Genomic DNA, 12,439 nt, shown 5'->3' with positions numbered 1-12,439 from the left:
CAATACAGGAATTATATATTAAATATTTAACTTTGCCTCTTACTCAAAATACCTTTCCATATGGGAAAAATTTTAGCAATTGATTTTGGAATTAAAAGAACTGGAATTGCTGTTACAGATGACTTACAGATGATTGCTTCAGGTTTGACTACAGTGAACACAAAAGAGTTGTTGAACTTTTTAATCAAGTATGTCAAAGATGAAAATGTAGAAATTATAGTTGTCGGACAACCTAAACAGATGAACAACACTGAATCTGAAAGTGAACCCTTGATAAAACAATTTTTAAACAAACTAAAATCTCAAATTCCATTCGTAGAAATAATTAGGGAAGATGAAAGGTTCACTTCTAAAATGGCTTTCCAAACAATGATTGACAGTGGTCTATCTAAAAAAAAGAGAAGGGACAAAGCTCTTGTAGATGAAATAAGCGCAACAATAATATTACAGTCTTATTTATACAACAAGTAAAGGTGGATTAAGGAAAAATAAATTTCAAACAAGTCCTATATTTTGTACTTTTGCAAACTATAATTCAAAAAAAATCTACTTATGATTTTACCAATTGTCGCGTATGGCGATCCTGTTTTAAGAAAAGTTGCTAAAGAAATTGATGCGGATTACCCTGAATTAGATAAACTGATATCTAATATGTGGGAAACAATGAATAATGCGCAAGGTGTAGGTATTGCAGCTCCTCAAATAGGAAGAGCGATAAGATTATTTGTTATTGATGCCTCTCCCTTTGGTGATGATGAAGACTTATCTGAAGACGACAGAAATGTTTTAAAGGATTTCAAGCATGTTTTTATCAATGCAAAAATAATTGAAGAAACCGGCGACGAATGGGCTTTTAACGAAGGTTGTTTGAGTATACCAGATGTACGTGAAGATGTTTTTCGTAAAGAACATATTACCATTGAATACCAAGATGAAAGCTTTAAAAAACAAACAAGAACACTTTCAGGGCTAGCGGCAAGGGTATTTCAACATGAATATGATCACATAGAAGGAATCTTGTTTACAGACAAATTATCCTCTTTAAAAAAACGATTGATCAAAAAAAAACTAGAAAACATTTCAAAAGGAAAAATCAATGCAGATTACAGAATGAGATTTCCTAATGCAAAACGAAAATAAAATTTAAACTACAAAATAAGATTACATGGGACTTACTAAAACAATAGCAATTACCGGAAAACCAGGTTTATTCAATATTATCTCTCAGTCTAAAGGAGGGTTTGTTGTTCAATCGTTAGTTGATCAAAAGAAATTTCCTATTTCAAACAGCCATAACGTGAGTGTTTTAAACGACATCGCTATTTATACTTACGAAGAAGAAGTTCCATTAAGAAACATCTTTCTTACAATTAACGAAAAAGAAGAGGGTAAAGAATCTATCAGTCATAAATCTGATAACAAAACACTTTTAAGTTATTTTGCTGAAATACTACCTGATTTCGACCAGGAACGTGTTTATCCATCAAATATTAAAAAAGTATTGCAATGGTATAACATCTTAGTAGCAGCTGAATTTGACTTCTCAAGTATCAAAGAAGCAGAAGAAACGGAAGAAGTATAATTCCAATACAAAGAAAGACCTGATGTTTTAATATCAGGTCTTTTTTTTGTGTTAAAATATCAATAGTACCTTTGGTTTAAATTTTCAAAAAAAGAACCTACATGAATTCAAGAGAAAAACAACTAGAATCCTTTAGCAAACTACTCGACGTTATGGACGAGTTAAGAGAGAAATGTCCATGGGATAAAAAGCAAACTCTTGAAAGTTTAAGACATTTAACAATCGAAGAAACTTACGAACTAGCCGATGCTATTCTAGAAAACGACAAAGAGGAAATAAAAAAAGAACTAGGTGATTTACTTTTACATATTGTCTTTTATGCTAAAATTGGATCAGAAACAAACTCTTTTGATTTGGGCAGTATTTCAGAATCTATTGTAAAAAAACTTATTCATAGACACCCACATATTTATGGAGACACAAAGGTATCCAATGAAGAAGACGTTAAGAAGAACTGGGAAAAACTAAAACTTAAAGAGGGAAAAACATCCGTTTTAGAAGGAGTTCCCAAATCTCTTCCAGCTTTAGTGAAAGCAAATCGAATCCAAGACAAAGTAGCCGGTGTAGGTTTTGACTGGGAAGAACCCCACCAGGTATGGGAAAAAGTTCAAGAGGAACTTTCTGAATTAAATGAAGAAGTAAAAAACGGAAATAGCGATAAAATTGAATCAGAATTTGGTGATGTGCTTTTTTCAATGATCAATTATGCGAGATTCATCAACGTAAATCCAGAAAACGCACTTGAACGAACCAATAAAAAATTCACTAAAAGATTTCAATTCCTAGAACAAGAAGCAAAAAAAAATCAAAAAAAACTTTCTGAAATGTCTTTAACTGAAATGGATGTGTATTGGAATGAGGCTAAAAAACATTTTAAATAAACTATTATGAATATACTTTCGACCGGAGATTACTTACCTAGCCTAACCATATCAATAGCACAACTTGAATTATTAATTGGATTAAAAAAGAAGGACGTAAATATTATTGTAGTAGCAAAATTTAATGGAGAAATTAAAAATAAATTTGAAAAAGCCGGTATCCGATGTATAGAAGATTACCCTAACGCAAAGGTAGATATACAGTATATCAATAGAATGAAACAATATATTCAAGAGAATAGTATTGACATCATACATGCTTTTGACGGTAAAGCTCTCAGGAACACAATTATTGCCATTAAAAAACTAGATGTTCGACTAATAACCTACATGGGATCGACCAGTTTACACTGGCACGATCCAAGCGCATATTTCACCTACTTAAGTCCGAGGGTAGATAAAATCATATGTAACAGTGATTATGTATACACACATGTTAAAAAACAATTGTTCTTTTCAAATAAAAAGAAAGCTGTAAGAATATTTAAAGGCTACAATCCTAATTGGTTTAAAAATACAAAAGGAGCGGATTTATCGTATTTAAAAACAGACAGCAACACGACCATTGTGTGTTTAGCTGCTAATTACCTGAAAGTAAAAGGTATTGAATATTATATTGAAGCTATAAAATATATTCCAAAAAACACTAACATACAATTTCTTTTGATCGGAGATATGAGAAAGCAACAAAATGCCATTGATTTGCTTATAAACAACAACCCTCTAAAAGATAGAATACATGCATTAGGTTTTCAATCCAATCCAATTTCTATTTTTAAAAGCATCGACATTTATGTACAAACATCTAATAGAGAAGGCTTTGGAAGGGCTATCACAGAAGCAATGTGTTCAAAAAAACCTATTGTAATGACAGATGCAGGTGGATGTACAGAACTTATTGATACAGACTCTGGTATCATCGCTCCTACTAAAAACCCGAAAGAAATTGCTCTAGCTATTCTAAAACTTGTTAACGACAAAGAATTAAGAGAATCTATGGGAAACAATGCTTATGATCGCATAAAAAACATGTACTCTATAAATAGAACTGTCAAAGAAACTCTAGAGCTCTACAATGAAGAATATGAAAAATTAAAAAAATAAAATTATTAAGATTTTAATTTACTTTAAAATAAAAAAAGGTTCCCTATGGAACCTTTTTTATTCTTTTATTTTCTTATTACTCCTACAAATCCTGAGCTGTCGCAATCATCTCAGCTATATCCATTACCTCAACCTCGGCTTCTTTTTCTTTATTTTTAACACCATCGGTCATCATTGTATTACAAAAAGGACAACCGGTAGCAATAATTTCCGGCTTTACCTCCAAAGCCCCTTCTGTACGCAGTACATTTACTTCCTTATCACCTTTCTCTGCATCTTTAAACATTTGAGCTCCACCAGCACCACAACAAAGTCCATTCACTTTGCATTTTTTCATCTCAACCAATTCTACATCCAACTTTCTTATCAAGTCTCTTGGAGCTTCATATACATCATTTGCCCTACCCAAATAGCAAGGATCGTGGAAAGTTATTTTTTTCCCTTTAAACTGACCTCCTTCAATAGTCATTTTACCAGAATCTAATAAATCTTTCAGAAGCTGGGTATGATGAACTACTTCATAATCCCCTCCCAATTCAGGGTATTCATTTTTAATCGTATTAAAACAATGCGGACATGCTGTCACAATTTTTTTTACTTCATATGAATTTAAAACTTCAATATTTGTCATAGCCTGCATCTGAAACAAAAACTCATTTCCAGATCTTTTCGCAGGATCTCCTGTACAACTTTCCTCTGTTCCTAAAACAGCAAAATCAACATTTGCTTTGTTCAGGATTTTCACAAAAGCTTTGGTTATTTTTTTTGCTCTATCATCAAAACTCCCTGCACAACCAACCCAAAACAACACTTCTGGTTGCTTTCCTTGAGCCATCATTTCTGCCATCGTAGGTACGTTCATACTTATATATTTTGAAATTAATTCTATCTTTAATTAAGCCTCGTCTTTCCAATTCAATCGATCCATCTGATTGTATGGCCAAGGTGCACCATTATTTTCTACATTCCCCATCATTACATTCAATTCTTGAGGTGCAGAAGACTGCTCCATAACCAGGTATTGTCTCATATCCATAATAATAGATAAAGGATCTATATTAACAGGACATTCTTCAACACAAGCATTACAACTAGTACAAGCCCATATTTCTTCTTGAGTAATGTACCCGTCTCCCAACAACTGTTTTCCATCGTCAACAAACTTTCCTTCATTGGCATCCATATTTTTTCCGACTTCCTCTAATCTATCCCGAGTTTTCATCATAATAGCACGTGGAGACAACTCTTTTCCTGTTTGATTGGCTGGACATACTGAACTACACCTACCACATTCTGTACAAGTATAAGCATTCATCAATTGAACCCAATTCAAATCTGTTACATCACTTGCTCCAAACTTTTCTGGATCTCCATCGTCTTCTGCTGGCATTGCATATGGGTCTGCATTTGGATCCATCATCGTTTGTACTTCTTTGGTCACAGCAGCATTATTAGGGAATTTCCCTTTGCTATTAAGGTTCGCATAAAAAGTATTTGGAAATGCTAGCAAAATATGGAGATGTTTGGAATAATATAAATAATTTAAAAATGTAAAAATTCCACAAATATGAATCCACCAAGCAGAACGCTCTATGAAATGAACAGTTTCAGGTGACATTCCTGAGAATAAAGGTGGGATCCATTGACTTATTGGATTTCCAATACCTATTTCCTGAAAATGAATGTCAGTTGCATTCATCACCAAAAACAAACTCATCAAAACCATTTCAAAATAAAGAATAATATTTCCATCATTCTTTGGCCAAGCTGTCATCTCTTTATTCCAAAACCTTTTGATTTTAATGACATTTCTTCTAATCCAGAAAACAATGACTGAAATCAAAACTAACACAGCTAATACCTCAAAAGTTCCGATTAAAAATCCATAGAAACCTTCTCCTAAAATGGGTAAAAACAATCTATGAGTCCCCAATAATCCATCCAGTATAATTTCTAAAACTTCTATATTAATGATTATGAATCCTACATAAACGATAACATGTAATAATCCAGAAATAGGTCTTTTTACAATCTTTGATTGTCCTAAAGCAATTCTAGCCATATTAGCCCATCTCTCTTTGGGGTTGTCAGATCTATCAATAGCTTTCCCTAAAAAAATATTACGTTTTAATTTAGAAATATTTTTAACAAAAAAACCAATACTTGCAATAGCTAGCAAGGCAAAAATTATGTTAGGTATAAATTGCATATGCTCCTTATTTTAATTTTCTATTTTTTCTCAATCGTATCGTTTGGCACATATTCTTTCTCCTTTTTTCCAAAAACCGAGACATGTACATAACGTTTTGGGTGCAACTTTAAATCTTCTAATAACTCACCTAGTTCTTTCGTTGCCTTATCTAAATTATCATAAACTGCCGGATCATTTACAAACTTCCCTATAGTTCCATCTGCATGATCAATTTTCATAGAAATAGAATTTAAATTTGCCATCGTAGAATCCATCTTCGCAATCAATTCACCAATATTCGCCTCAACAAGAGTATCTGATAATGATGAAAAGTTTTGCGTTACATGCTCCACATTCTCCATTGAGCTCCTCAAACTTTTTCTATTTTCAATAACCAACAATTCTGAATTTAAAGTTAACCTTTCTAAGTTTACCATAGCACCGTCCAAACTAGCAATTGTACTTTTTATATGATTTCTAGAATCGATATCTAAAATTTGATTGATGTTTACCAGTAAAGAATCAGCACTTGTAATTACACTTTCTAATTTTGATTGCAACGGATTTAATTTTTCTCCTACAGATGAAAAAATATCTGATTCTATTTCACCTTTTAAAAAATCACCTGACTCAGCAATTTCACTATCATATGAAGGTATAATTGCTAAAGATTTCCCTCCCATTAAACTAGCACTGTATATTTTAGCAATACTGTTCTTGCCAAAATCAAAAGATTTTTCAATGCTAAATTTAACAACTAACTCACCTCTTCTTTCCGGAGCTTCATCAAAACTAATATCTACTACCCTTCCTATCTGAAACCCATTAACCGTAACCGGACTAGCAGTACTTAAACCTTGAACATTAGCATACCTTGTAAAATAAGTATTGGATCTTCCATCAAAAACATTATGTCCTTTCAAAAAATTAAATCCCCAAATAAAGACAGTTATCACTATTATAACAACTGCTCCTGTTTTCAATTCTCTAGAATTCTTAATCATAAAATCTATTCTAATATGCTAGCAAAATTACTAATTATATCCGTTAGTAAAAATATAAAATCACTTTATTGCATCTTGCAAAGGAATCCTATCTTCTCCTAAAAATGCAGCAATAAATGAAGATTTATACCCGGCTTTTTTCGCCTTTTTTAACAAGTCCTTCGCTTGCTTGTAACTCGTAGTATTTCCTAAATAATATTTATAATACCCTGCAACAGGAACTCTTGTTACTCCTTTTAAGCCTTTAAAATTATAACTCGCTGTTTTAATTTTAGTCTTTCCTGATGCTATTTGAATTTTAAAATACGGGCTATCTCCATTATCAACAGGAGTTTCATCAATATAAATTGTTGGACTTACTGTAGAAACCGTATTTAACCTTACCCCTTGAATATGCTTACTTATGGCGTTTGAAATAGCCAAGGCCATTTCTGATTTCCCTTTACTTGATTGTAAATAAGCTCCCTCTTTTTTATTTGTTAAAAAACCTGTTTCTATCAAAACACTTGGCATATAAGTTTGATGCAACACAACAAAGCCAGCTTGTTTCACCCCTCTATCCGTTCGTTTCAACGAGCCGTGAAAATTCTTTTGAACAGAGCTCGCCAAAGAAATACTTTCATCTAAATTTTCTTCTTGTTCCAAGGTCAAACCTATCATTGATGTAGGAGAATTCGGATTAAACCCTTTATATCTTTCTTGATAATTATCTTCTAACAAAATCACTTCGTTCTCCGCTTTGGCAACTTCAAAGTTTCTTTTATTTGCATGCAATCCTAATACCCAAGTTTCAGAGCCAGACGCTTGCGAGTCATGTGCATTGCAATGTACAGAAACAAACAAATCAGCATCTGCCCTATTGGCAATTCTACCTCGTTCCCACAAATCAATAAAAACATCAGTTTTCCTAGTATATATAACCTTCACATTGCGTTCTTTTTTTAGGTTTTTTCCTATTCTTAAAACGATATCTAAAGCAATGTCTTTTTCCTTGTATTTTTTATAGCCAACCTTTCCTGGATCCTTACCTCCATGCCCAGCATCTAACACAACGGTAAATATTTTATCTTGTGCCTTAACAACTGATGAAAAACCAAATAATTGCAAAATTAAAAGCAAATAAAAAATTTGTTCTATTTTAAAGTTAATTTTAAGAGAATGTAACAAGTTCATCAATATTTTTTAATTAATTTTGGCAACTTATGGCTCGCTATAAAATTAGCGTACTAATTAGACAAAAATAGCATATATAGCATTGCGAACAAATATAAAACACATACTTTTATTTCTAGGTTTTATCCTTTTTGGAATAACGCAAAGCCATGCTCAAGATAAGGAGAATGATCCTCCTTTAAAACCCGAACCTAAGTTAAGTTTAACTGACAGTATTCCAGCACCTGAGAACCTAATTCAGAAAGATAGCATACAAAACGACAGTATTCCTCCTCAAGAAAAGGAAGCTGTGGATGCAATCATTGAACATACCGCTGATGATTATATCATTGAAGATGTGGTAAACAAAAAAATATATTTATACGACAATGCTGAAATCACCTACAAAGATGTGAACATCAAAGCGGGAGATATAAAAATAGATTACGAAACTAATACGGTAACAGCCAAAGGGATTAAAGATAGTGTAGGTGAATACTCGCAATTGCCAGTTTTCAAACAAGGAGGAGAAGAATCTGCTCAAGATTCTATTGTATTTAACTTTAAAACTGAAAAAGCCTTGGTGTATGGATTGAGTACCGAGCAAGATGGTATCTATACCCTTGGCGAAAAAATGAAAAGGCTAAATGACTCTACTATCTTTGTTCGGAAAATTAGGTTTACTACATCAGACAAACCAAATCCTGATTATTATTTGCAAACAAGTAAAGCAAAAGTTGTACCCGGAAAAAAAATTATTGTTGGGTTTACGCATCTAGTTGTTGCGGATGTACCCACTCCTGTGTTTTTACCTTTTGCCTACCTTCCTTTAACTACTTCAAAAACATCTGGTATTGTTGTACCCACCTATGGTCAATCTGTTAACCAAGGTTTTTTTATGCAAAATGGAGGTTATTATTTTGCAGGAAATGACTTTTTTGATTTAACTGTTTTAGGAGACATATATTCCAATGGAAGTTGGGGAGTTAGTACCTCTACTTCCTACAAAAAAAGATATAAATTTTCGGGTAGTATGAGTTTCAACTATGAAAGTCTGATCTACAGTGTTCAAGGTTTTGATGATTATAGTAAAAGTCAAAATTATAACATTCGATGGTCACATACCCAAGATTCCAAAGCAAACCCGAATTCAAAACTATCTGCCTCTGTTAACTTAGGTAGTAGTAACTATTATAGTCAATCGTTGAACGAGTATAACAACGCAAACTCTTTAACTAATACTTTAAGTTCTTCTGTTTCTTATTATAGAAAACTTGTAGGAACTCCTTTTAACTTTACTGCATCGGCATCTCATTCGCAGAATACGAACACAGAAATAATTTCGATGACACTTCCATCCTTTATATTAAATATGGATAGAATTTACCCTTTTGCTCCAAAATCAGGGAGTCAAAAAAATGCTTTTCAAAAAATTGGATTGAACTACGGCTTAAAAGCTGAAAATAAAATTGAGGTTAGCGAGGAAGATTTTTTCAAACCTAAAATGTTTGATGAGGCAAAAGCGGGAGTGCAGCAAGATGTTTCCGTTAGTACCAATATGAAATTGATGAAATATTTCACCCTATCTCCAAACGCAAATTATAAGGAGGTATGGTATTTTAAATCTATTGAAAAAAACTATGATGAAGATTCTCAATTGGCAGTTACAGACACCATAGATGGATTCACCTCATTTAGAGAGTATTCTGCAGGAGCTTCTATATCAACCAACATCTATGGTATGTTTAAATTTAATGGAAACGGACTAAAAGCCATTCGTCATACCATGCGTCCGTCTGTATCTTATAACTACAAGCCCGATTTCAGTCATTATTATCAAACTGTTCAAACAGGTCCTGATGAACTATATGACTATCAGGAATATTCACCTTTTGACGGTGGAGCTTATGGAAGCCCATCTAAAAATGAATCACAATCTGTAGGAATGTCCTTGAATAATAATTTAGAAGCAAAAGTAAGAGACAAGGAACCAACCGGTGATGAGGAATTCAAAAAGATTACCCTGTTAAATAACTTAAACTTTTCTACCGCTTATAATATTGTTGCCGATAGTTTAAAATGGAGTCCGGTAAATGTTACCGCAGGTACACAGATCTTGAATAATAAAATGAGCATCAATGCTGGTGCAACTCTTGACCCATATGCAATTAATGCCAATGGACAACGCTACAATACTTTTAACATCAACAACAATGGTAGCCTTTTTAGGTTGACAAGAGCAAACCTTACAATGAGTTACTCTCTGTCTAATAAAGACTTTGACAAAAGTGAGGATAAAAAAGATAAAAAAGACGAAATGCAAAACGAACAAAATACCGATTTGTTTGGACAAAGCATGACCAATGACTTTAGAGGAAATGATTTCAATAATCCTTCTAAAGATGATGACAATACAAGAAAGGACGAGAAAGTTCAACTTTACAAAAATAAAATTCCTTGGACACTACGACTGTCTTACTCCGGAACATATTCTAATTCCAATAGAGAAAGTGAAATAACCAATAGCAGTTTAATGTTTACCGGTGATGTGGAATTAACGCCAAAATGGAAAGTCGGAGCGTCTTCAGGGTTTGACTTTGTAAATAGAGGATTTACGTATACACAATTAAGATTTTCAAGAGATTTAGACAGTTGGAAGGTTAACTTTAACTGGGTACCATTCGGTCCAAGAACTTCTTACTACTTTTACATCGGTGTAAAATCTCCTATATTAAGTGATCTGAAATACGAAAAACGAAGTGCTCCAGATCAACGATTATTTTAAAATTTAAAAGAACAAAAGTAAACTCATATATAATGGAAAAAGAAATCATTTTATTAAACATTTCAGGACAAGACAAACCAGGTCTTACTTCTAGTTTGACTGGTGTTCTTGCAGAATATGGTGCGAAAGTACTTGATATTGGTCAAGCTAATATCCATGATACACTTTCTTTGGGGATTTTATTTGAAATAAAAGCCAAATCTAATTCTGCTCCTGTATTAAAGGATTTATTATTTAAAGCCTACGAGCTTGGAATCACCGCAAAGTTTAGACCTATTACTTTAGAGAAATATGAGAAATGGGTTTCTACGCAAGGAAAAAACAGATATATCGTAACGATACTAGGAGAAAAACTTGCCGCAGAACAGATCTCAGCAGTTACAAGTGTTATTTCTGATATCAATTTGAATATTGATTCCATCAAACGATTAACAGGGCGTACGTCACTGGTAAAAAACGACCCTTATCCAAGAGCTTCTATTCAATTATCGATTCGCGGTGAAATAACAGATAAAGAAGCGGTTACTTCAAAATTCATGCAAATTTCTAGAGATTTAGATGTAGATATTGCTTTTCAAGAAGACAATATATATAGAAGAAATAGAAGACTTGTATGTTTCGACATGGATTCTACTTTAATACAAACTGAAGTAATCGATGAACTTGCTGAACTTGCAGGTGTAGGTGAACAAGTAAAAGCAATTACTGAATCTGCCATGCAAGGTGAAATAGATTTCAATCAAAGTTTCAAAAAGAGAATGGCTCTTTTGGAAGGACTTAGTGAAGATGTTCTAAAAGAAGTAGCGAAAAACCTACCAATCACAAAAGGGGCTCATCGATTGATAAACACCTTAAAAAGTTATGGTTTTAAAACTGCAATTTTATCTGGTGGATTTACATATTTTGGTCATTACCTTCAAAAAGAATTGGGTATTGATTATGTTCATGCTAATCAATTAGAAATTAAAGATGGTGCATTGACAGGAGGATACCTTGGTGAGATTGTTGATGGTAACAAAAAAGCAGAATACTTAAAAGAAATTGCAGCAAAAGAAGGTATTGATATCAGCCAAACTATTGCTGTTGGAGACGGAGCAAATGATTTACCAATGTTAAATCTTGCTGGTTTAGGAATTGCTTTCCACGCCAAACCTAAAGTTAAAGACAATGCGCAAAGTTCAATCTCTAGTATTGGGCTAGATGGAGTACTTTACTTATTGGGCTACCATGATAGACATATTGACCTCTTAGAGGAATAAATTTCTAAAAAAAGTAGTTATAAAAAATAACTACTTTTTTTTTACTCTTTATTGAAATCTAAATTATTTCATACTTTTAAACAAAACCTAAAGAATTATGAAAACTATTATAAAAACAAATAATGCACCTGCTCCGTTAGGGCCATACAATCAGGCAATACTAACAGGAGAAACTCTATATATTTCTGGTCAAATTGCTATCAATCCAAAAACCAATGAATTTGTATTAGATAGTATTGAAGCAGAAACAACACAAGTTATGGACAACTTACATGCTATCTTACAAGAAGCTAAAATGACCTTTGAAAATGTTGTCAAATCATCAATTTTTATAAGTAACATGGATGACTTTGCTAAAATAAATACGATTTACGGACGTTACTTTAACGAAGAAACAGCTCCTGCTAGAGAAACGGTACAGGTTGCTCGACTACCTAAAAACGTAAACGTAGAAATTTCTATGATTGCACAAATGTAAATT

12 protein-coding genes are annotated in these 12,439 nt (G+C 32.9%); 8 read left to right on the top strand and 4 right to left on the bottom strand.

Annotated elements, in window-relative coordinates:
* Positions 1 to 60 precede the first annotated feature (60 nt).
* From ruvX to AC2DZ0_RS14915, 5 genes are all read left to right on the top strand, one after another.
* Entirely contained in the window at positions 61 to 471 is a 411-nt protein-coding gene (gene ruvX, locus AC2DZ0_RS14935; RefSeq protein WP_484642737.1) for a Holliday junction resolvase RuvX, read from the top strand.
* 81 nt (positions 472 to 552) lie between these two features.
* A complete protein-coding gene (gene def / locus AC2DZ0_RS14930; RefSeq protein WP_484490862.1) occupies positions 553 to 1,140 on the top strand; it encodes a peptide deformylase in 588 nt (195 codons plus the stop codon).
* A gap of 25 nt (positions 1,141 to 1,165) precedes the next feature.
* Positions 1,166 to 1,582, top strand: a complete 417-nt coding sequence (locus AC2DZ0_RS14925; RefSeq protein WP_484642735.1) for a DUF5606 family protein — start codon at positions 1,166 to 1,168, stop codon at positions 1,580 to 1,582.
* A gap of 101 nt (positions 1,583 to 1,683) precedes the next feature.
* Positions 1,684 to 2,463 carry a nucleoside triphosphate pyrophosphohydrolase gene (gene mazG, locus AC2DZ0_RS14920; protein WP_484642733.1) on the top strand — a complete coding sequence of 260 codons (780 nt, stop codon included), beginning with the start codon at positions 1,684 to 1,686 and terminating at the stop codon, positions 2,461 to 2,463.
* Positions 2,464 to 2,469: 6 nt separating this feature from the next.
* Positions 2,470 to 3,567, top strand: a complete 1,098-nt coding sequence (locus AC2DZ0_RS14915) for a glycosyltransferase family 4 protein (RefSeq protein WP_484642731.1) — start codon at positions 2,470 to 2,472, stop codon at positions 3,565 to 3,567.
* Between the two features lie 82 nt (positions 3,568 to 3,649).
* On the opposite strand, the gene AC2DZ0_RS14910 is transcribed toward AC2DZ0_RS14915, so the two are convergent.
* From AC2DZ0_RS14910 to AC2DZ0_RS14895, 4 genes are read right to left on the bottom strand one after another with little or no spacing between them, the layout of a single operon-like run.
* A complete protein-coding gene (locus AC2DZ0_RS14910; RefSeq protein WP_484642729.1) occupies positions 3,650 to 4,429 on the bottom strand; it encodes a (Fe-S)-binding protein in 780 nt (259 codons plus the stop codon).
* A gap of 33 nt (positions 4,430 to 4,462) precedes the next feature.
* Positions 4,463 to 5,776 (bottom strand): 4Fe-4S dicluster domain-containing protein, encoded by a 1,314-nt coding sequence (locus AC2DZ0_RS14905; protein WP_484642727.1) that lies wholly within the window; start codon positions 5,774 to 5,776, stop codon positions 4,463 to 4,465.
* Between the two features lie 20 nt (positions 5,777 to 5,796).
* Entirely contained in the window at positions 5,797 to 6,762 is a 966-nt protein-coding gene (locus AC2DZ0_RS14900; RefSeq protein ID WP_484490856.1) for an MlaD family protein, read from the bottom strand.
* A gap of 60 nt (positions 6,763 to 6,822) precedes the next feature.
* Positions 6,823 to 7,935, bottom strand: a complete 1,113-nt coding sequence (locus tag AC2DZ0_RS14895) for an N-acetylmuramoyl-L-alanine amidase family protein (RefSeq protein WP_484642725.1) — start codon at positions 7,933 to 7,935, stop codon at positions 6,823 to 6,825.
* Positions 7,936 to 8,017: 82 nt separating this feature from the next.
* Here AC2DZ0_RS14895 and AC2DZ0_RS14890 point away from each other — a divergent pair, with 82 nt between their 5' ends.
* From AC2DZ0_RS14890 to AC2DZ0_RS14880, 3 genes are all read left to right on the top strand, one after another.
* Positions 8,018 to 10,699, top strand: coding sequence for a putative LPS assembly protein LptD (locus AC2DZ0_RS14890; RefSeq protein ID WP_484642724.1), 2,682 nt, complete (start codon positions 8,018 to 8,020; stop codon positions 10,697 to 10,699).
* A 32-nt stretch (positions 10,700 to 10,731) separates the two neighbouring features.
* A complete protein-coding gene (gene serB / locus AC2DZ0_RS14885) occupies positions 10,732 to 11,958 on the top strand; it encodes a phosphoserine phosphatase SerB (RefSeq protein WP_484490853.1) in 1,227 nt (408 codons plus the stop codon).
* 97 nt (positions 11,959 to 12,055) lie between these two features.
* Entirely contained in the window at positions 12,056 to 12,436 is a 381-nt protein-coding gene (locus tag AC2DZ0_RS14880) for a Rid family detoxifying hydrolase (protein WP_484642722.1), read from the top strand.
* Positions 12,437 to 12,439: the final 3 nt, after the last annotated feature.

The organism is Flavicella sp. IMCC45668, assembly GCF_057219105.1.
This window is presented reverse-complemented; position numbering and strand designations above follow the sequence as displayed.